The organism is Bacteroidales bacterium (assembly GCA_035342335.1).
GTDB lineage: Bacteria > Bacteroidota > Bacteroidia > Bacteroidales > JAGONC01 > JAGONC01.
This window is the reverse complement of record DAOQWY010000017.1, coordinates 32,319-55,305: the sequence shown is the minus strand read 5'-3', so window position 1 is coordinate 55,305 and position 22,987 is coordinate 32,319. Positions and strand designations below refer to the sequence as shown.

General features: G+C 48.5%; 12 protein-coding genes. 2 read left to right on the top strand and 10 right to left on the bottom strand.

Annotated elements, in window-relative coordinates:
• Window positions 1–51 precede the first annotated feature (51 nt).
• Window positions 52–1,263, top strand: a complete 1,212-nt coding sequence (locus tag PKI34_09460) for an FprA family A-type flavoprotein (GenBank protein ID HNS18033.1) — start codon at window positions 52–54, stop codon at window positions 1,261–1,263.
• Here the strand turns inward: PKI34_09460 and PKI34_09455 are convergent.
• The 10 genes from PKI34_09455 to PKI34_09410 all read right to left on the bottom strand — a co-directional run bounded on the left by PKI34_09455 (window position 1,260) and on the right by PKI34_09410 (window position 20,394).
• Window positions 1,260–1,943: a porin family protein gene (locus PKI34_09455; GenBank protein HNS18032.1), complete on the bottom strand. Its 684-nt coding sequence runs from the start codon at window positions 1,941–1,943 to the stop codon at window positions 1,260–1,262. The two genes, PKI34_09460 and PKI34_09455, sit on opposite strands and share 4 nt — an antisense overlap.
• Before the next feature lie 5 nt (window positions 1,944–1,948).
• Complete coding sequence (locus tag PKI34_09450) at window positions 1,949–4,099, bottom strand: Tex family protein (GenBank protein HNS18031.1); 2,151 nt, start codon at window positions 4,097–4,099, stop codon at window positions 1,949–1,951.
• Between the two features lie 3 nt (window positions 4,100–4,102).
• A complete protein-coding gene (locus tag PKI34_09445) occupies window positions 4,103–6,049 on the bottom strand; it encodes a gliding motility-associated C-terminal domain-containing protein (GenBank protein ID HNS18030.1) in 1,947 nt (648 codons plus the stop codon).
• A 111-nt stretch (window positions 6,050–6,160) separates the two neighbouring features.
• Window positions 6,161–9,118, bottom strand: coding sequence for a gliding motility-associated C-terminal domain-containing protein (locus tag PKI34_09440; GenBank protein HNS18029.1), 2,958 nt, complete (start codon window positions 9,116–9,118; stop codon window positions 6,161–6,163).
• A 120-nt stretch (window positions 9,119–9,238) separates the two neighbouring features.
• Window positions 9,239–10,729, bottom strand: a complete 1,491-nt coding sequence (locus PKI34_09435) for a T9SS type A sorting domain-containing protein (protein ID HNS18028.1) — start codon at window positions 10,727–10,729, stop codon at window positions 9,239–9,241.
• 35 nt (window positions 10,730–10,764) lie between these two features.
• Window positions 10,765–13,653, bottom strand: a complete 2,889-nt coding sequence (locus PKI34_09430) for a T9SS type A sorting domain-containing protein (protein ID HNS18027.1) — start codon at window positions 13,651–13,653, stop codon at window positions 10,765–10,767.
• Between the two features lie 219 nt (window positions 13,654–13,872).
• Entirely contained in the window at window positions 13,873–16,113 is a 2,241-nt protein-coding gene (locus PKI34_09425; GenBank protein HNS18026.1) for a tetratricopeptide repeat protein, read from the bottom strand.
• A gap of 27 nt (window positions 16,114–16,140) precedes the next feature.
• Window positions 16,141–17,424 carry a hypothetical protein gene (locus PKI34_09420; protein ID HNS18025.1) on the bottom strand — a complete coding sequence of 428 codons (1,284 nt, stop codon included), beginning with the start codon at window positions 17,422–17,424 and terminating at the stop codon, window positions 16,141–16,143.
• A 5-nt stretch (window positions 17,425–17,429) separates the two neighbouring features.
• Window positions 17,430–19,163, bottom strand: a complete 1,734-nt coding sequence (locus PKI34_09415) for a hypothetical protein (protein HNS18024.1) — start codon at window positions 19,161–19,163, stop codon at window positions 17,430–17,432.
• Window positions 19,156–20,394, bottom strand: a complete 1,239-nt coding sequence (locus PKI34_09410) for a glycosyltransferase (GenBank protein HNS18023.1) — start codon at window positions 20,392–20,394, stop codon at window positions 19,156–19,158. The genes PKI34_09415 and PKI34_09410 overlap by 8 nt, the downstream gene beginning before the upstream one ends.
• Before the next feature lie 212 nt (window positions 20,395–20,606).
• Here PKI34_09410 and PKI34_09405 point away from each other — a divergent pair, with 212 nt between their 5' ends.
• Complete coding sequence (locus PKI34_09405; GenBank protein ID HNS18022.1) at window positions 20,607–22,937, top strand: GH92 family glycosyl hydrolase; 2,331 nt, start codon at window positions 20,607–20,609, stop codon at window positions 22,935–22,937.
• Window positions 22,938–22,987: the final 50 nt, after the last annotated feature.

Sequence of the window (22,987 nt, the reverse complement as noted above, 5' to 3'; positions counted from 1 at the left end):
CATCATTATTTGCAGAACGAACGCATTGAAATTTTACTTCATCTTATCCCCATGATCTATCCCATTCCCCTTGCAGAAAACATTTTCTGGATCGGCGTCAACGACCGCAGAACGCACCTGTTTGAGAACCTCTGGCCCCTGGAAAAGGGAGTGGCCTATAACTCCTACCTGATCAAAGGGCATACGAACGTTTTGATCGACACGGTGGAAGCCTCCAAATGCGATGAGTTCCTGGAGAAAATATCGCGGGTGCTTGGACCTGACGGAAAAGTGGATTACCTGATCATCAATCACCTGGAACCCGATCATTCCGGGGCCATTCGGTCGGTGATAACGAAGTACCCTGAGCTGAAGCTTGTTGGAAACAGCAAAACCTTCAAAATCCTGGAGCAGTTTTACCAGGTACGTGACAACCTTGTGGCCATCGACGACACGCTTACCCTTGAGACGGGAGACTGGCATCTGAAGTTCTTTCTGACGCCGATGCTTCACTGGCCCGAGACGATGATGACCTATGATCCGGCATCAAAGATCCTTTTTTCAGGAGATGGATTCGGCTCCTTCGGCACACTGGACGGCGGCATTTTTGATGATGAATTGAATCTTTCCCTTTATGAAAGTGAGATACGCCGTTATTATGCCAACATCGTCGGCAAGTACTGGAACCCGGTCCAAAGGGCAGCAAAAAGCCTTGAAAATACTGATATCAGGATCATAGCCCCAACCCACGGGCCGGTCTGGAGAAAGAATCCCGGCTGGATCCAGGAGCAGTACCTGAAATGGAGCCGGTTCGAAGCTGAAAACGGTGTCGTCATCGCATTTGGTTCCATGTACGGACATACGGAAAAAATGGCGGATTACCTTGGCCGTATCCTTTCCGAAGAAGGGATCCGTGATCTCCGCATTTACGATACTTCACGCACACATCTGTCCTATATCCTGAGCGATCTGTTCCTTTACAGGGGTGTGATGATGGGAAGCCCTGCTTACAACGGGGGGCTCTACCCGTCGGTTGAAGCCCTGATCAGCAAGATCCTGAACACGGGCATCAGGGACCGGTTTCTCGGAGTTTTCGGATCTGCAGCCTGGGGAGGCGGCGGAGTGAAAGCCATCGGGCAGTTTGCTGAAGACATCGGATGGGAAGTTGTCGGTGAGCCGGTCCAGGCTAAAGGTGCTGCAACGGATGAAGACTATGGCCGGTGTGCAATGATCGCACGTGGGATGGCGAAAAAGCTGCTGGAAAAACAGGATCGCGTTGGTTAGTTCGGTGGATTTTCATTTTTAATCCGTTCCGACTGCTTTTCATTGATCACGTATACCATCCGGAAGGACCAGAAATTGTTGAATTGATCACGTTTCCAGGGATCTACATTGGGCGGAGAATATTCACGCGTTCGGATCTTTTTCAACGAATAGGCATACCTGACATTGAATTTCAATCCTTTGTAAATCCTGAACCGGATATCGGCGATGGCATTGATGTCATCCCTCGCGTAAGGCCCATCAAGGGTGGTCGTTTCAATCCTCCTACCGTGTTCATATTCTTCAACGCTGGTGAGCCTTCCGTAGGAAAATCCCAGACCAAACATCAACCGGTCTTTATCGTTGTAATGAACAACCAAGGGGATATCCAGGTAATTCAGTTTCAGTTTGTATTCCCCGCTGATCGAATCATCCCGTTGGGGTCCCTGGCGCGAACCTTTCTGGCTGAAAAGGGTTTCGAGCGATACCTCCCAGTGGTCAGCCAGGGGAATGATGGCCGATGCACCTACATTTGCGCCGAATTTCTTAAAACCATAGATCTCGTCGCCGTCCACCTGCGAAAGGTTGAATCCGGCAATGATGGCTCCTTTAATGACCTGTGCCTTGATTCCCGCAGCGCAGGCAAGCAGGATGACAATCATCCATCCGGTGCCGATCCCTATTTTCAGTTGCCGCGACATACGGGTCAAGGGGTGTTGGTGTTCTTCATCGAAAGCTGGATCCTTTTACGGTCGATATCCACCTCAAGAATCCTCACCTTCACTTTCTGATTGAGTTTGACCACCTGGTTCGGGTCGTTGATGAATTTATCGGCCATCTGACTGATGTGTACCAGCCCGTCCTGATGTACACCAATGTCAATAAAGGCGCCAAATGCGGTGATATTGGTCACGATCCCGGGGAGTATCGTACCAGGCTGGAGATCGTTGATGGAATGCACGGATTTATCGAATTCAAAGAATTCAAATTTTTTCCTGGGATCGCGGCCGGGTTTGGCCAGTTCCTGCAGAATATCCTGTAGTGTCGGGAGGCCAGCTGTTTCAGAGATGAAATCCTCAATCCTGATCTGATTTCTCAGCGTTTCGTTTTTCATGATTTCTTCTACACCTGCTCCCACACTTTTCCCCATCGCTTCAACGATGTGATAACTTTCCGGGTGCACTGCTGAGCGGTCGAGTGGATTCACTGCCTGATGGATCCTGAGAAATCCGGCGGCCTGCTCAAAGGCTTTCGCCCCGAAACGGGGGATCTTTTTCAGTTCTTCCCGTGAGCTGAACGGACCCTTTTCCTTTCTGAAATCAACGATTTTCTGAGCAAGTGAAGGTCCGACACCCGATACATAGGTCAGCAACTCCTTGCTGGCTGTATTCACTTCCACACCCACTGCGTTAACACAGCTCACCACAACATCTGCCAGGCTTTCTTTCAATTCATTCTGATCAACGTCGTGCTGGTACTGCCCCACCCCGATAGATTTTGGCTCGATCTTGACCAGTTCGGCGAGGGGATCCATCAGCCGTCGGCCAATCGATACGGCTCCTCTCACAGTTACATCGTAATCGGGAAACTCTTCCCTGGCCACAGGCGAGGCGGAATAGACCGATGCCCCGCTTTCATTGACCATCACCGCCATGATCTCCTTATCGAAAGGTATTCTCCGGATGAAATACTCCGTTTCCCTGCCGGCAGTACCGTTACCAATGGCAATCGCTTCAATCTTATAGGCATCCACCAGGTTGAGGATCTTCGGTATCGACTGTCTAACCTCATTATGGGGCGGATTTGGATAAATGGTTTCATTGTGCAGCAGGTTTCCTTGCTTGTCGAGGCAAACGATTTTACATCCGGTTCTGAAACCCGGATCAAGGGCCATCACGGTCTTCTGTCCCAGAGGCGGGGCCATCAGTAACTGGCTGAGATTTTCGGCAAAAACCCGGATTGCCTCTTTATCAGCCTTTTGTTTCACCCACTGCCGCATTTCAGTTTCCATTGAAGGCTGCAGAAGCCGTTTGTAAGAATCCTGCAATGCCAGGCGAACCTGTTCTGCCGACAATGAACTGTTCTTGATGAAAATCCTTTCCAGCAACTGCAGGGCAAGGTGTTCTTCCGGTGCAATGGTCACCTTCAGGAATCCTTCATTCTCTCCCCTGAACATGGCCAGCACACGGTGCGAAGGTGCTTTTGCCATCAGCTCGCCATACGTGAAATAATCCCTGTATTTAATCCCCTCTTCTTCCTTTTCCTTTAGGATCTTTGAATGAAGCAGGGCCTTCTTTAAAAACAAAAAGCGCATTTCCTGCCTGCCATGCTTGTTTTCGTTGATCCACTCAGCAATGATATCCCTGGCACCTGAAAGTGCTTCATCTGCCGAAGCAACACCAAGCTCAGGATTGACAAATTTCAGAGCTGCCTCAGAAGGATCGATGAATTGCTGGGAATAAATGATTTCCGCCAGCGGTTCCAGTCCTTTGGCCTTTGCAACGGAGGCCCTGGTCTTCTTTTTGGGTTTATAGGGAAGGTAGATATCTTCCAGCTCGGAGAGCGTGGCAGCTTCCTGAATTTGTTTCTCCAGCTCAGGGGTCAGCTTTCCCTGTTCCTGGATGGAGGAAAGGATCGTTTCGCGACGTTTGTCGAGTTCGGTAAGTTGTTTCAGACGGTCGCGGATCCTGATCAGCATGACCTCATCGAGGCTGCCTGTCATCTCTTTTCGGTACCGTGCTATGAAAGGGATCGTTGCGCCTTCGTTGAGCAGCTTCAGTGTATTTTCCACCTGATGGGCCGAAAGGCTCAGTTCCCTGGCGATGATAGGAGTGTAGGGGTGGGAAGGGGCAGACATTTTTTATCGAAGGAGCGTTACATGCTTCTTTTGAGTCTCGGATTTATATTCACCTATCCCAACCGGCACCCTGTAGCTGATCATATAAATATACACTCCGGTAGGTGAGGGATTGTTGTTGGAATTACCATTCCATCCGGTCATGTAATCGTTGGTTTCAAAGATGAGCTGTCCCCAGCGGTTATAGATCGCCATGGAAAAATCCTTTACCCCTTCGGTCAATATCAAAGGTTTGAAAAAATCGTTTACGCCATCTCCGTTTGGGGTGAAGGCATTCGGGATTATGATCTTCGAATCGTAAATCCATACCCTGTCAACATTATAACAACAATTCGAATCGATGACCATTACCTGGTAAAGCCCTGTGTCATAAGCAATATACGTAGGACCACCGGGTTGATCGTTCCAGTAATAAAAATCAAAGCCTTCACCCGCATTCAGCTCAAAAGGTGCACCGGGATATTTGTAGATCGTATCCTCCCCGCTCCCGACATCAATGACCGGGAGAGGGTAAATAACCACAGGTTCGGAATTTGTAAAAGGCTTATTGTTCAAATATTCAGTCACTGCGACCTGGAAGGTCCCGGGGGAAGGAAAGATGTTGAAAGGATTCTCAGCGATGGTGTCCATCACATCATCGCCATCAAAGTCCCATTCCCACCTGTCCGTATTGGCATCGTTCGATATGGTGAACGTGGTCGAATCACCAAAGCAGTGATTCAGATAGGTAAAATGCGGGATGTCCACAAAGCTCTGGTTCACGTTGACCAGTCCCCTGTAAGAAGCTGCACCGCTACCCTGTAAGGTAATTCCTTCCGCAACAAAGTTACAATCAGTCCCTGGTCTGTTCGGATTCTCAATGACACTCAGGGATTTGTAACGTGTTGACCCATCCCTGCTGATGGCGCTGATATAAATTTTCCCGTCGGGCGCGAGCTGCATTCCGGCGTAAACACTGTCAATGGAAGATGTGATGATCTCTTTCTGCTGGAGAGGATTTGCAGGCAATATTGCAAGATCGTACTGATAGATATACGATCTGAGGTGTCCTTCCTGGGGCACGTAGGTCGATACGTACAATTTGGATCCATCGGGCGAGAACTCCAGGCAAAATGCATCATCGACCTTATCAGATGTGAACCGGAAATCCTCCCCCACCCTGCCAGTTTGGTTATCGAAATCGAACAGTTCGACCACATCCTTTCCAAAAATGGCCACTGCCAGTTTTGAACCATCCGGTGCGGCCTTCATATAACCAACTGAATTCTGATCTCCGGGAATGCCATCGTGAGCAAGTCCCTCTTTGGATGTAACGGGATTTTCTGTCACTCCTTCCTCTGTGATCAGGTAGGAATAAAAAACATCCGATTCTCCCCCGCTGACATCATAGCCGTGTGCAATCGCCCAGTAATCCATACCGTTGCCATGACGAACCCCTGTCAGCTTTTCGGCAGCTTTTGGTTTCAGTTGAATGTTCGGAAATTGAGCATGACCGGTTTGGATGTTGATAATGGAATAGCGCAATCCGTCTGAAGCCCAGGGCTGTGGAAATGGATCCAGGACGTCAACCGTAAAAAGATAACAATAAGGATTGGTGGGATCCGGATTGGGGATGAAGAGGGATGACTGGCTGCAATCGTTGCTCCCGGAAAGTTTGGAAACATAACTGTAGGTTAGTTCCTGGAAATTTGAATTCCAGACCCTCTCACCATCGGAGAATAACAAAAGGTCTCCGCTCTCATCACACAGGACCGATACGGCTGTTTTCGTAAAACCATCGGATAACAGGGTGTTATTGCCTAACGGAACAGGAGTCGTATTGAATTCAATACCTGCATTCAGATAAAAATACCAGGTATTGGCCTGCCTGGGAGGGATGTAATCACAATCATCCTGGGCGCTGACCGTCAGCGAAAAAAACAACAAAATGGCAAATGCGGTAATTCTCATTCCGATCATAAATCTTTACCTGCAATGAAAACTCAAATCACGAGAATATATTACAGGAGAACCAGTAAAACATTGCTGCGGAAAATATAAACGCGAAATTAATGAAAAATTTTATCTTAGTAAGGAAACATAACCCCGTTTTGTTATGTTTTGCCCGAGAGATTTTTCCTCGACAGAGATAACCCAGAGGTAAGTTCCTGTTTCACAAAGGATTCCCTGATAGGTGCCATCCCAGGGTTGGGAGGGATCGGTAGTCTCATAGATTTTTGCTCCCCAGCGGTTGAAGATCTGCATATTGAACCGCGTTATTTCTTCCAGGGATCCGGCCAGGCCAAAGTGATCATTGGATCCGTCACCATTAGGAGTAAAGGCGTTTGGTATCGGTATAAGTCCTGCCGGCATTTTGATCCGGATGGAATCCTGGGCCTCACAGTTTTTCAGTCCCACACGCACTTCATATAAACCCGCAGAATTCACCGAAAGGGTCTGTCCAATGTCTCCCGTACTCCACAGGTACTCATCAAATCCTTCACCGGCATCCAGTGTAATGGTTTCACCGGGAGAAAGGTATTGATCAACGCCCAGGTCAATGATGGGATTCGGCCTGATTTCAACTTCCAGTGCAAGTGGGTTGGAAAAGCACCCGGTGAGGATATCCTCTCCGATGACGATATAATTCATTGTCTGGCCAGGGCTTGCCCACCAAGTGGAGTCGTCTATCCAGCTCATGTCCTGGTAGGGTTGCCAGTGGTAAAGGTCTCCTCCCGATAATTCGATCAGAACCGAATCGCCCTGGCAAACGCTATGGGATTCCGAAAGCAGTTCAAGTTTGGGTAGGGCATGGATGGTCGTGGTGAAAGGCAGAGACTCGGCTGTGCATTGCGTGTCGTCGATGGTTTCAGTGACAGTCATCAACGCGGTTCCGGCCTGCTTCCAACTGACCTTTATCTCATTTGTAGTGAAGTCCGATAGAACATCTCCCGGAAATGGCGGGATCGTTTCCCAAAAATAAGAATGGCCGGAATGGCTCTGAGTCAGATGGATGGATGTATCTTTTTCACAGATCGCCTCGGGTCCCATGATGACAGGTGTGGGTGCCGGATGAATGATGATGTCTTTCGTAACGGTTTTGACGCAGCCATAATCAGATGTCTGGGTCAAAACAAGAAGCTCCTGGCCTGAAGAATGCCAGTCAATTTTGATCTGATGTTGTGTCGAATCAGCGTCAACAAAGGTTCCGTAGTTTCGAACCATATCCCATTGATAGGAATGGCCAGCCACAAAATCAGCAGAATAAATCACTCCGCTGGCATACTGGCATACCGGATTCCCTCCCTGATCCATAATGACCGGACCGGGATTGGGATGTATTGTAACAACGATTGAATCGGAAGCCTTGCATTTATACAGATCATTCGTCGTTTCAATCACGATGATGGTATCCAGTCCGTACCCTTCACCAAAATCAACGGTCAGCTCATTATTGCTGGATGACAGTTCTCCGGGTACGTCACCGGTCAGGTCCCAGGAAAACAGGTTGCCTGTAGGCGGAGTTGAAAATACAATCCCCTGCGAAAGTTCACAGAAATCCTGCAGGCCTGAAAGCTCAGGTTGAACGGTAACAACAGTGACCGTAATGCTGTCAGTGTAGGTTGAACTATTGTCGTCAGTGACCGTCACTAGAAAAGTAGTAGTTTCTATGGGATTAACGGTTTGCAAAGGTTCGTTATCGGGATTCCATCCGGTTAACTGAGGTTTTGCTTCCCAGCTGCACTGATAGGGTGGATAACCGCCATAGATCTTGGCAGTCAACAGCACCTCATCACCTTTGCAAACGGTCAGGGGATCTGCGCTGACTGTCATAAACAACGGACTGTTCATCACCTCAACGATCACGTTATCCTTCAAAGATATGCACCCGTTGGCGTCAATCACCCAGAAGAGATATTCTGACGTATTTACCGGGGACACCTGTGGATTTTGTTCTTCTGATGACCACGAACCATCTGCTGATTCCCAGAAGTATTGAAAAAGTGGGGTTCCGACGGTCACGGTTCCATTTAAGGTCACCGTTTCTCCACTCGTAATGGTCTTATCTTCTCCTGCGTCTACCTCAGGTATCTGATTGACCTTGATCTCAACCGTGTCTGAGTAAGGAACGGTTCCATTGACAAGGATCTGGGCAATGTATTGAGTAGTTTCAGTCGGAGTGGTAAAAAGTGTATTCCCCGTTGAAAGGTAGTGATCCAGGTCAACCGTATTTTCGTACCATTTTACCGGGCCGATCTCCCCGATGATTTCAGGTTCGAAATCAATGGAAACAACTGCATAGGCATTGGCAGGATTTCCGGTCCGGAAAAATTGCCAGGCCTCATTTTCCGTGGTCCAGGAAGTTCCATTTCGGTCAGGTACGGTTGGATAAAAACATCGAACGCCCTGTTCATCATTCACGCCAATGGTGGCAATGTTATTAAGATAAGAACCTGACGAGGGTTTCTTCGTGATATGAACCTCGATCGTATTTGAGGTTTCAAATAATTTCAGCTGGAATGTCCCTCGTTCATTGGAACTTTCATTTCCTGCCAGCTTGACATTGAAGAAATTGACGACCAGCCTTCGCATGGGTGCATAACCCAAAACCGCCCACCCCACATACGATCCGTCATCCACATAGGGATACCAGTCCTGCCACGGGAACAGGATTGCATTTTTGGGTGCCGTTTCACTGGGTAGTTTCGTAGCGTGCCAGTCGTCAAATGTCCCGGCCAGCGTCGTATTGAAGCTTATCCAGCCATTGGGTGCGATCACGAACTTCTTATAGACCGTCTCGTAAAATTTGAAATCAAATCCAATATCAAATACATCGTCTAAAACAGTGTCATTATGAATGAAGTAAACGGGATTATATTCCTCAACAGGCAGTTCAATGACCGAATTCATTTCCGCCTGCTCTCCGAGGCATATCTCCGGAGTATTTGTCCATGCATCGATCTGGGCATGAAGAACGGTATTGCTCAGAAAGAAAAAAGTAAAAAACAATCCTATTTTCAGATGTAAATGACGAAACATCAAGCGGATTTTAGCAGAATGCCACAAAGATAACGATGTCTTGCACTAAATGCAACAACATCTTTTGTCAATGAATGAACAGCTCACTGTTCACAAAAGAGGGGATCGGAAATGCCGTAATTACCTCTGTATGACCAGTTTCCTGGTCACAACGGCATTTGCCTGATGCAGCCTGAACAGATAGATTCCCGCCTGCAGATCGCGCAGATCCAACACCCGCTTGTTCAATCCCTGTGTCAGGTTCCACTCCAGGCTTTGAATGCTTTGTCCAACAAGATCCATTACAGAAACGCTGAGCAAAGCAGGTGAAGCTGATGAAATCGTTAACGTAAACAGGCCACTGCCCGGGTTGGGTGCGATCTCAACGGACGCTGCATTCAATGACGGGTCTTCAAGACCGGTGGCTATCACCGTGAATGACCTAGCCTGCCCCCAGCCACTGCTGTCGTACTCGTGAAGGGCACATACCCGCCAGTAATACGTGGTGGCACTGTCCAGCGCCGGTCCGGGCAATGAATAGGTCACTTTGCTGGTTGTTACTGCCGCGACACTTTTGTGGATAGGATCGCTACTGAAATCAGGAGAATCATCAATTTCGAGGCAATACGAAGTGATACCCGTAATGGATTCCCAGGTAAACGTCGGGAAAACGCTCAGTCCGCCCTGTCCGTCTTCCGGCTGAAGCAGGTTGACGTGATCAATGGTGGTGAACTGAAAAGGATCCGTCCATTCAGTGCTGTCGAGCTCGTGATAGGCCAGGACCCGCCAGTGATACACTTGGCCAAAATGCAATTTTTCAGCATTCGCCCTGTCATTGATGGTTTCATAGGTCTTGGCCGTGGCGAAATTAGGATCAAGATCGATCTGAAAAAGATAGGCATTCACACCGCTGATTTTGTCCCAGATGAGCTCCTGATCCGGATTCTGATCAACCGCGTTGTCCTTTGGACGTTTCAGCTCAAATGTCTCCAGGGTGGTGAATTTCCAGGTCTGTGACCATTCACTGGTATCCTTGGAATGGATGGCTCTGACCCTCCAGAAATAATCGACATTAAAATACAGGTCTTCCATCTGGTATTTATTGATTCCATCAACAAATGGAAGAAGGAAGCGGTGATAGTTTGGACTGTCGAATGTATTTACCTGATCGAGTTCGACATCGAAGTGGGTGATTCCGGTAATCTCACTGTTTTTATCCCATTCCAGGAATATGTTTGGAATGATGTCGGTGCCGTTCTTTTTGGGCTTCGACAGTTCGACCACATCGGCTGTTTTAAAGGAGCGTGCCGGCGACCAGTTGGAAGAACCGCTCTGATCAGCTGCTCTTACTCTCCAGAAGTATTGGGTATCAAATAAAAGTTCACTGGTGTTTATGCTGCTCATGGTGGTGGTAAGCAGAATCGGATCTGTAAAGTCTGAACTTATGCTGACCTGAACATCATAATGAAGGTCAATCCCTCCTGCAACCGGTTCCCAGTCAAGCAGCACATTCGGCGGCTGATAATCAGCACCGTCCTTGGGAGCAACCTGTGCAGGTGTGTAGACTGTGATGTCAGCTAACAGGGTCAGAGAAGCAAAAAGACAGATTAAAAATATAGCGCTCTTTTTCATATCGTTCATTTTTATATTTATCAAAAACATAAGAATTACCTCATGATGATGACCTTGGATGTTTTCACCTGGCCCTCTGATTTAAGGATGAGGATATAGGTTCCTGGTTGAAGGCTGTTGACGGAAGCAGGGAGTAAATGGGTACCCGCTGACACCTGTTTCGATGGTTGGACAGTCATTACTTTATGACCATTCAGATCATAGATCTCCAGGGTGACAGCAGCCGGTTTTATGAGAACATAGGATATCCTGATTTCATTGCTTGCCGGGTTTGGATAGACCGTAAGCGATCCGGAAATGACAGGTTCAGCATCGTCAAACTCGTCGATGCCCACAAAATCGACCGATTGAAATAATCCCCGACCGTGAGTGGCTGCGTAAATGACTCCAAAGTTGGCGATGGGGTATTGACCTATACATTGCTGTCTGAGCATAAAAACAGGCACGTTCCCCATTCCTTCGTTTTCATTGCTCCATTGTGTATTTGCATTGGCGTTATCGGTTGACCAGATACCAAATTCAGTTCCCAGAATGATCCGCTCAGAGCTGTTCAGTTCGATCAAGGAGGCATAAACGGGCATTCTGGGCAGATTACCCTGTATGGACGCAAATGATGGAAGAGAGTCCAGGGCATTGGTCGTGCGGAACACATAATCTGTATTGCCATAATTACCGAGCGTGATAACCACATGTTCGGCATTATTTGGATCAACTGCGACGGAGGTGACCGACCGGTTTGTGAAACTGGCAACGACTGTGGTGGAAACGATACAGGAACTGCTTGATATGTCAGCTGTTTGCGTATTGTAGGCCAGGGCCAGGTTGGCAATCCTGTATACTTTTCCTCCATCGGTCCCCACGTACACATAATTGGCATCGGTTGAGTAGGCCATGCAAAGTGGAATGCCCTCGATCGTTGCTATCTTGAAATAGGCAGGTTCTTTGGTGAAATCGAGCACATCCGTTGACATGTGAACCGCACCCTGGACCGGAAGGAAGAAACGTGCCGATACGATATCCTTCACCATAAGTTCCTGTCCTGTTGATAGCGGGTCCGGGGTGACATAGGAGAAGGGAACATCGTTGTTTGCGCTGGTTACAATCAGTGTGTCACCCGCGTTGTAATTTTTATCCGCAATGAACGATACCGAATCCCTGCTGTTTTGATTGTTGAAGCTCTCCCACAGGGCAAAGGGCGTCAGGTATGCGTTTGGATTGGTGATGCCGGCAGGTATGAATACAGGGGAAAAGTTCCTTCCATAATCGTCGGAACGGTAAAGGTTAAGCGCTTCTCCTGAAAGGATGAAACAGTTGGGCATGATCATCGAGATCTCCTGGTGGCCACCGTTCATGGCAAGACCGGACCAACCCATCTGTGCACCGGTTTCAGGAGTGTTTCCTTCCTGGTTCAGGTAAACGATCCCGTTTCCCTGTGTGCCCCCGATGGGATAACCTTTACGATCGAATGCAACCGAGTAAAACTCGCAGGTATTGTATTGGCGGTTGACGTTACGGAACGATGAAAAACCATCATCGGTAAGGAATATTCCGCCATCGGAACCAATGTAACATATATTGGGATTGGTAGCATTGTAAACATAAATATGATGGCTGGAATGGATGTACGTAAAGGCTCCCTGAGCGCTCGAAGAAAGCTTAATCCAGTTATAATATCCTGCTTCATTCACTTTTTCACCTCTCCACATATCAATGCCACCAGCCAGGACAACAAAGGGATCGGTGGGATGAACCGCCAGGGTGTTATTATAGAATCCGTAGTAATCCGAACCGTCTCCAAACACATTGAATGAATTACTTCCACCGGGGCCGATGGTCATCCAGCTTTCACCCTTGTCTTCTGAAAGGTAGATCCCCTCAAGTTCTCCAAATTCCAGCTGGTTGACGGCATCTGTTGATGAAGCTGTCATTGCATAGATGACATCGCTGTTGGAAGGTGCAATGGTCAGTTCAAGGCGTGCAATCTTATCCCTGGGCAGTTTGTTTTCGTTGACGATCGTATCAGGTGTCTTATAGTACCGTGTTGACTGGTCAACGAAACCGGAAGGGCTCCCGGACGCTGAAACGTAGCAATGAGAGGCCACAGAGGCAACGATCAGTCCATTGGCGGCAACATCCACATCCGTGGCAATGGTGTCGATGACGTCTCCCCCGCTGGTTTGAGCGAAGGTAAAGGTCGAAAATCCATTATCCGTATACACCAGTCCACCGTTCGTCGCAGCATAGATCCTTCCTGAGCCGGGATCAATGGCCAGCCGGTTGACATAGGCCCACAGGGAGGATGTTCCTTCAGAAAGAACGGGAACGGTTGAGGGGATAACGGTAAAGTTGTCTCCATCCGTGCAATGAAAAATTCCACGGCCTATGAATCCACTGTATCTGGCAATTTTGTCGTCAGGAGCAATGAAAAATTCACCGGTTCCGGCATAGACATCGCCGTTGGAGGCCTGCACCATACAAACCACATTTGGATTTTCCTCAAAACCATTTACCCTGGCCCAGGTTTGCCCGCCGTTGACTGTTTTCCAGATACCGCCGCTGACACTGGCCGCGTAAACCGTTTTACCCGTGGCATCCCGGTTATCGATCAGCAAAGCACGGGTCCTGCCACCATAGTTGTCCGGTCCCAGCTCGGACCATTGCATGTTCAACCCCCGCGCTGGATTTCCTGTCCGTTCTGCCACCTGCTCCCGGGCCTGTAAAACATCTTTCATTTCAACGGTCCCGGTCACCTGATTACCTCTGAGCGATAAAAGATAAGCCGATGCAGAATGAACACTCCCTCCATCCTTTTCATCACCTTCTCCCCAGTCATGTAAACCTGCAATCCACGAAGTTGTCCCCAAAATGAGTCCAACACCGCCAGCGATGGCAACCAGATGAAAAAGTAAATTTCTAATTTTCATACGTTTGAATTATAATGAATAATTGATTGCTTTGTGTTTTAAAAGGGCTCAAGTTACACTTTTTTTTAAAACCAGCAATACGCAAAAGTTCAAAAATGTTAACAAAGATATGTTTAATTCTGACTGCTCTGCCGACACCAAAGATAAATGCTATCGCATCCGGGAAAAAAACGGGCCAGTTTGCGGCGGTTTCTGAAAAGAAACCGGTCCATCACCTATCTATTGGGTTGAATCAAGCGCATATTTAAGATAGTCAAGCATCAGAGGCAGGTCACCGGGATTGATTCCGTTCTTCAAAAGATATGGCTGGTCAGCATTGAATCCGGCAAGAAACTGTTCCAGATTATTGTCTTTCTGGTGGATGCTTTGCTTGTAATAATCGATGGCAGCAAGCTTGTTGCCCTGGCACCACTCCACATGGCCAAGGTTCATGAAGTCATACTTATTGGGCTCTTTGCGGATGATCCGGTGATAGTATTCCGAGGCAGCTTCAAAATCACCTTTTATGAAAAAGATCCACGCGATAGGCCGCAGGGCACTGATGTCATCTGAATTTTGAAACTCAATCCTGTAGAAATAATTCAACGCCTGATCCATTTCATTTTTATCAAGATAGCAATGACCTATGGATGCAAGAATGCCTGCATTGTCGGGCGTCATCTTCAGTAATTCCTGATAATAGCGCAATGCCTCGTCGTAGTTCTTCAAATTACGGTAACAGAGTGCGATCTTTTTGTTCAGCCAGATCTTGTTGGTGTCGAAAAGTTCGGCTTTCAGGTAGAATTCCAGGGCCTCCTCATACCGGTTTGTACGCTGGAAGCAGTATCCTGTCTTTTCAAAAATTTCATAACTGTTGTCTCCTTTGCTGTTGAGCTCCTGGTAAATTTCACGGGCCTGGTCAAACTGATCCCGCTCAAAGTAAAACTCTGCAATGTTCCTGAGGGTGGAACTGCTTTCGTCCATTATGGACAGAAACCACGCCCTGTGCAAATCAAATGGAATGGTGAAAATGTCAGTCAATTCGTTTTTAAGGGAATGTAATTTATGAAATCTGTAAAGGTCCTGGATGTATTGTGTAAAGATGAATTTATCCTTTGTCGATTTGTTCAGCAACGCATCCTCATCTGTTATCTCGTTCAGATTATTGAGTTCCTCCATGAAATAATTCAAAAGCAGAGTCTTCTGGGTTTCCGGAAGAAAACGGATGTTCAAACAAAATGAATACTTATCTGAGTTGCACAGATAAGCGGTCCGGGCAATGCCATCGAAAAACCGATCAGGATCCTTGCCTCCGATGCCTTCATCCAAAAGAGTCCGGATGGCTGGATCGCCGGTATGGAAGGGGAGAAACCAATTATGCACCTGCCGGAAAAAATCAAAATGCTTCAACATGGCAAAGGCGCTCCAGAACACATCGGAGCCTTCCATCTGAAGATGGGTGAATTCCTCCATCTTATGATACAGGTCAGGTGTATCTTTAAAAAAGTCTTCCCAGTCCGGATTTTTCTCATCCGTCGGATCCCTGTTGATCAGATTATCAAGATCCAGTTTGTCTTCCAGTTTGGGTGCCAGCCTGGCTACGTCAGGCAAGATCTCTTCCTGCAACTTTCGGGTGATGCGTTCCGTTTCCCTGGAGCGCAGGATCTGGATGATCACCATCTGCATATCAGCTGAGAATCCTTCCCTGTCCTTTAGAAAGGAAATGCGGTTACGCAATGACGGATAAAATCTCAGCCTGTTATCGTACGCCACAAGTCCGAACAACAATCCCACCAGTGCCCTTTGTGCAATCTGATCGGCACCGTCCTCATAGAATGCAATCAGCGACTCCAGTTTGTTCTGGTCGAAACACCGGATCAGGCTTAAGGTCAGTGCACTGACAACCAGGCATTTTTCGTACCACGCAACCTGGCTTGAATTCCGGACCGCCAGGATAAGATTGATCTCGTTTTCGTCAAAACGATCGGTAAGCCAGACCAGTTCAAAGATCCTGGCCAGGATCCTGCTTCTTTCTTCCTGTCGTTGAGCAGGATCAGCCTGCGTCAGGTTGATGTCCCTTAAAAGCTCGTCCAGATCCGTTTCAAAATTGAGGTTCGTCAGAGAAGCTGTTGCCTGATCGATCATCCAGTCCATTTTATTCTCCAGTCCCTTTTTGATCTGATAAATCTGCATCCCTGACCTGTGGGTAAGCAAATGCTGGTAAACCAGATCCGTAAGCTCAAAGACCGAAGAAAGCATTTTGTCGAAAATCCTGGACCGGTCCGGATCGTCGATGCCCTCTGCCGTGTATTTAAGAATGTTCTTGTAGATGTCCAGATTTTTTTCATATTGGATCCGGAACTCTGACTGCTGAGTCAAAACAATCATTCGCAGCAAATCATCCAGGGCATCTTTTACAGAGCCTTGCGACAGGCCCCGGATGATTTCCTTATAAAGATTTTCCACTTCCCGGAGTGTCATAATGAACAGATTTTAATGAAGGCAGGATCAATGAGTGTTGCCGGTGACCTGCTGGCGTTTTCCTCTCAATTCCTGTACCAGTAACCTGAAATCGTCCTTTTGGATGATAAAATCCCTGATCGAAGGCCTTGTCCTGACAATAAAGACGGCCATCAAGTAGGCCAGATTAGCCAGGTAAGATACGGATGCTGTAATACCTGCCGCAATGATTCCGTGTTTTGGGATGAATAACAAACCCAGTACCAAAGTCAGGATCAGACCGATGGCTGATCCGATCATGTTGTGGACAGGAAGGCCGATTCCCGAAAAGTAATGGCTGAACATCAATGCCACAGCCGTGGCAAGAATTCCTGCCGCGAGTGACAAAATGACCACTCTTACCTCGGTGAAATCGTCGCCGAAGAACCAACCGTAAACGGATTCAGGAAGGATGGCAAGGACTGCCGTGATCAGCAGGGAAACAACAAAGGTAAGCTTGAACAACAGCAGCGTGATGCGTTTTGAATACTCCTGGTCCGATGTGTTGGAAATTCGTGCATACTGAACCGTTGCCACGCTTTTGCCCACCAGCCAAACCCCTTCCGAAAGCTGCACACCGACGTTGAATATTCCAAGTGCTGCCCTGCCCGTAAAAAACTCGATCAGATAGAAGCTCAACCGGTAGTTCAGCAACTGGAGCACATTGGCGGTCTGAATGAATTTTCCGTAACGTATGATTTGAGGGATCACCGGCTGACGATCCTGCTGACATGTAGTGCGGATCATCGGCATCACGGCGATCAGACTGAGGAGCCATCCTGTCAGGTAGCCGGCATACAGGGCATACACAAAGGCCCTTACATCATACAGCTTCACCGAATAGATCATGATCACCAGGACAATGGTGGTGGCCAGCATCTGCAGGACGGAAATTCCGTTGAAAAAACTGATTTTTTCTTTTCCAACCAGCAGGTTGAGGTTGATGGTCATGAACGACTGCACTAACGAAAGCAGGAGTATGTCGCGGGTGAACTCAACGGGGATCAGGTGGAAGGTTTTCAGCAAGAATGCACCTGCCACCGCAACGATGCAGGCCCAGAGATAAGAGGGTATCATCAGCCGGCGCCAATCGTGACGCGATGACAGGAAAACCAGGGCACCACCTCCAATGTAATTACTGATCAACAAAATCAGGGTGATCCCCAGGACGATCAGCCCGATCGTTCCGAGTCCCTCTTTGCCCAGGTTCTGTGTGTTGATCCACAACATCGCCAGAGCCATCAATGCGTTGAAGAGCCTGGTGAACGTTGTGCCTATGATGTGCCGGAGCATACTGGTCAGTGATTATTAGGTTTCGGCGGGATCCTGCCTTGTACGCTCCTGTTGAGTTCATGGACAAAATTCCATCCATCGAAAACATATCTCTTTGCATCAATCACGGTATGATCACCAGCATCTATCAGCGTATGCGCACCCATCGGGAATGAAGTACCCTTAAACGGCCCGATCCACCCTGCGGACGTTTCCACGAATTCATCAGGTGTCAACCGGATGATCTTCTGCATCGTGATCCTGTAACCATACCTCACTGAGCAATCCTGGGCAGGCCGCAGCAGCAAACCGTCAAGGATGAGCAGTGGCCCGGCAGGCCTTGCTGACCGGACATCTGTCTTGATGGGATTGTTGTGATGCGGTTGATAGGGTCCTGTAAATTCCCTGGAATAATATGCATATAAGTGCGTGTCCGACAGCGACTTCCTTGTACAGAACAACCACCAGTACTGATCATGTTGAAAGACCGTTGAATCCACGGCGTCAACATCGTACAGGAGTGTCCTGTCGAAAACCAGCCTGCCTGCATCTTCATCCCAGCAGTACAGGTCAACGGTCCGGTTAAGTGCGGTTTCAGGAATGCAGTGCCATTTGCCGTCAACAGCGAAAATATAGGGATAGGCCAGATGATAGTCTTTCTCCAAAACCGTGGAGGGCGGGCTCACCCTCCCTGAATTCAGATCGACCTGAATGGACGCAATCGTTCCCCTGGCTGCGTGATAGTCATAGGACTCATAGAAAATTCTCAAACGGTCAGGAGCAGTTATCGCAAATGGGTCCGCTGCATAGCGATGAGGTTGGATTGGAAGCAGCCATTCAGGTTGAATACGGGTGTGACCGGTCAAAATGTCCTTCACCGGAGCCCTTATGATTCCGATATTCCACTTCTCGGCCCTGAACAGACGATCAAAGTGAAACCGGACCCTTGAAATCATAAGTGAAAGCACAAACCGCATCATCTGCGCGTTGCCCGGGACTTTGAAAACAGGCGCTTCCGTTCTGACTGGCTGTTGATTCCATGACAAACTGACATCATTCATGATGTCAGTCGCCACCTGTGCCGGCCAGTGAGCTGTTTCCATAAACAGCTGGTCAATGCTTCCCGACCAGCAGTGGTGCACGGTTCTGAAATGACCTTTGCGCAGGACGACACCTGCATCCAGCCTGTCGGTAAGCCTTTGCAGCATCGCCCCCGTTACCGGGTTTCCGTGATAGATCTCCCAGAATCCCGGAGGGCCGCCCCGGTAGTGCTGCTCATCCCCGTGATGGAACGACCAGACCCCGTAACGGGCAGCGGTGAGGATCTCTCCACGGATAATATTAAACCCAAAACGAAGGATAAAGTCAAGTTTTATCTCTTTTATCTGAATGACATCGGTTTCCCGGAAAACTTCTGAATGACCTATTCGGTCAGGCCGGCAGTGAACAGCTTCGGTCGTATTAAAAAAATCTTTTATATTGATCGGTTTTTTGGAGGCAGGATGGTGAGCGAACCGGAGGTATAAACGATAAAAGAGCTTATTGTAAGGGTAATGGATCAGTTTCTTCCATCCTGCAGGAGGCTTATCCTGGTTATCGTTAAAAATGAGCAATTCCGGCCGGCATCCTTTTTCTTCGAGCAGTCGGATTGCTTTTATCTGCCAGGCCTGAAGCACCCATCCATTGCACATAATGCCGAACCGGAGGGGTTCAGCGTGTGTGTGTGTATCGGGTGATGCTGTTTTACCTGATTCAGCCATATAAAACATTTATATAGAGTGACTTCATTGCCTGGGCAACCGCTTCCCCGCTGAAGAGACGCCTGGCCTGATCCCGTATGACCCTGCTATCAAAATCGGGAAAATGGTCAAGCATATACTCAATGCCTTCTGAAAGGCTTTGATCGTCACGTGCCTTGACGAGGTAACCGTTTTCATTCGTAATGATCTCTGAAATTCCACCGACATCGGTCGATAAAACGGGGATGCCGCAGGAAAATGCTTCCCCGATCACGACCGGGAGGTTTTCGTAGTGGCTTGAAATAACCATGAAATCCGCTGTGTTGATCGCCTTTACCAGGCGATCTCCCTCCAGCAAGCCTGTGAAAACAACATGGCTGTTGAGGAATCCGCATTGCTGGGCCTGTTCCCGGAGCATTTCAAAGTCCTCCCCCACTCCAACCAGCCGGCACTGAAAATCGTTTCTTTTTTTTGATAATGAAAATATTACACGCAGCAGACCCAATATGTTTTTTGATCTGTCTTCAAAGCAGGATACGTGCACGAACTGTTTTTTCCGGTCCGTGTTTGTCATTTTATACGGAGCCGGAATAAATCTGTCGGTATCAACAAGGTTCGGCAACACGGAATAATTGGAATTGAACAGACGGAAGCTTTGCATTGCGTTCTGAAGGTTCAGGGTCGGGGTTGTAACAGCGGCCGCTCTTTTGACGACAAAACGGGTCACCCATTGCCGGAGCGTTCCCCTGAAGGTGTTTACGGATGGCAGATAGCGCGACCAGTGCTCGGTGATGACAAACGGGATGTGGTACCTCCAGTGCAATAAGAGAGCGATGACGCCCGCACGGGTGAGCACGTGTGCGTGCAAAAGGGATGGCTTACCCGCAGACTGTAACGCACTACGGATGCCTTGAAGGTTTGCACGCAGATACAACAAGCCTTTCCACAGACTGTCGAGACCGGGTAACTGAACGGCAGATGCAGGATAATAGACGCAGCAGGTGTTGATGCCCTGGTCGTCAAAATGTTCAATGACCGTTTTTTGAAGTTCTCCCGATACCGGTTGCACATAAACGACGCTGACACTGGCGAAAGAGGAAGCTATCCGTGCATGATTGCGGACAAACAAACCCAGCATGGGATCATACCGGTTGGGGTACCATCGGGCCAGAAACAGGATGTGGGGAGGATGTGAATGCAACAATGCTTCCTGAGGATTGGCTGTATTTGTACCCCTTGGTAGATCTTTCACGATAACGGTTTATTTTTGCCCTGATAATACGAACGAACAAAAGTCGGGATTATTGATGCAAAGGTATTCATTGTTATTCGTAGTTATTCGTGGTTATTTGTGGTTATTTGTGGTTATTTGCAGTCATTCGAAGTTATTCATAGTTATTCATAGATATAATGAGGTTTATGATTATTTGCAGATGTTTTGATTGGGCAGTGATTTTACTGGCGTTGGTTCTGTGTTGGGGGCTGACGGGTTATCAGAGCCATACAAAACACACGGCTTCGCAGGAATGCTCTTTCACGGATGAAGCCGGGCGGACACCGTATGATTACGTTGATCCTTTCATCGGAACAGGCGGCGAAGGGCACACTTATCCCGGTGCGACGGTCCCGTTCGGTGCAGTGCAGGTCAGTCCGGATACGGAAATCAAGCATTTCAGGCAGAGTTTCCCATGGTGCGCAGGATACCAGTATGGCGACAGTACGATATTGGGATTCAGTCATACACATTTTTCCGGTACGGGCCATTCCGACCTGGGAGACGTTCTTCTGATGCCCACCGTTGGTGACCTCCATTTGAACGCCGGCTCCTCCTCCGCTCCTGACTCAGGCTACAGGTCGCGGTTTTCGCACGATCAGGAAATGGCCGAGCCTGGTTATTATCGCGTAAAATTGCTGGACGATGATATCCTGGCTGAGCTGACAGCCACCGAACGAGTTGGGTTTCATCAATACACGTTTACAGAAGCTGACACCGCCAGGATCATACTGGATCTTACGCAAAGCATCTATAACTATGACGGCAAGGTCAGGTGGACTTCTATCCGAATTGAAAACGACTCCCTGGTGACGGGTTACCGGCAGACCAGCGGCTGGGCACCCGACCGCTATGTTTTTTTTGCGATCTCTTTTTCAAGGCCGTTTGAAACGTATGGAATCGTCAGGGACGATCAGATGGAGTATTACGGCTTCGGGCCTCGTCAGGCGCATCTCACGAATTACCCTGAACGAGGTGGCCGAAAGATAAAGGCATATTTCAATTTTCCGGATCCCGCCCGTGAACAGATCCGGGTGAAAGTGAGCCTTTCAGCCGTGGATATCCAGGGCGCCCTGAACAATATGGATGCAGAATGCCCGGGGTGGGATTTTGAACGGGTCCGACAGTCGGCCAGGGAAAAATGGGACAAAGAGCTGAACAGGATCATCATTGACGGATCACAGGAGAACAAAACGATCTTTTACACATCGGTCTACCATACCATGCTGGCTCCTGTGCTCTATATGGACGCCGACAGGCGGTACAGAGGGCTGGACCAGCAGGTTCACCATGCGGATGATTTCACGAATTACACGATCTATTCGCTATGGGATACCTACCGGGCCGCTCATCCGTTGTTCACCATCATCCAGCCTGACCGTGTCGCCGACATGATCCGTTCAATGCTGACACATTATGACCAGAGTGTTCACCATCTGCTGCCGGTGTGGTCCTTCCACGGCAATGAAACCTGGTGCATGATCGGTTATCATGCCGTTTCGGTCATTGCTGACGCCTATCAGAAAAACATCCGGGGATTTGATGCGGAACGTGCTTTTGAAGCGATGAAAGCAAGTGCAACCTACGGGCCCTATGACGGACTGGAACATTATATGAACTACGGATTTGTTCCGATTGACAAAGAGAACGAAGGAGCATCCAAAACGCTTGAATATGCTTACGATGACTGGGCCATCGCGCAGATGGCCCAGATGATGGGAAAGGAGAAGGACCATTTACTTTTCATGAACAGGGCAACGGCGTACAGGAATGTCTGGGACAGCAACAGCGGGTTTATGAGAGCAAGACGATCCGACGGCCCCTTCAGGGAACCTTTTGATCCGTACTATGCGCAATACGGGGGTGATTATACGGAAGGAAACGCCTGGCAATACACCTGGTATGTTCCTCACGATCCGGAAGGGCTGATCAGGTTGATGGGTGGAAATGAACTTTTTGTCAGAAAACTGGATTCACTGTTCGTTCTGGAGGTGGGCAGGGAGAAGTACGGGCAGGTTGAAGACATAGCAGGGCTGATCGGGCAGTATGCCCACGGGAACGAACCCAGTCAGCATATTGCCTACCTGTATGTGTATGCCGGAATGCCCTGGAAAACGCAGGAGCGTATCCATCAAGTAATGCAGAATCTGTTTGACGATACCCCCTACGGCGTCTGCGGAAATGAGGATTGCGGGCAAATGTCGGCCTGGTACGTTTTCAGCAGCCTGGGTTTCTATCCGGTCTGTCCGGGAAGCGGTCAGTACGTCATCGGAGCCCCGTCAGTGAACAGGGCTGACATCCATCTGGAAAACGGAAAAATATTCACGGTGAAAGCAATCAACCGAACGGAGAAAAATAGCTATATTCAGTCCATATCGCTGAATGGCAAACCGTATCACCGGTACTACCTGGAGCATTCCACTTTGATGAATGGCGGTGAGCTGGAATTCACGATGGGACCGGAACCCGTCAGGCAAATGATCAGCGCTGAAGAAATTCCTTATTCCATGACTCAGGATTGACTCGCACGGAAAATGGTGAGGAATCCTTGCCGTGGAAGGCAGAGCGGCAG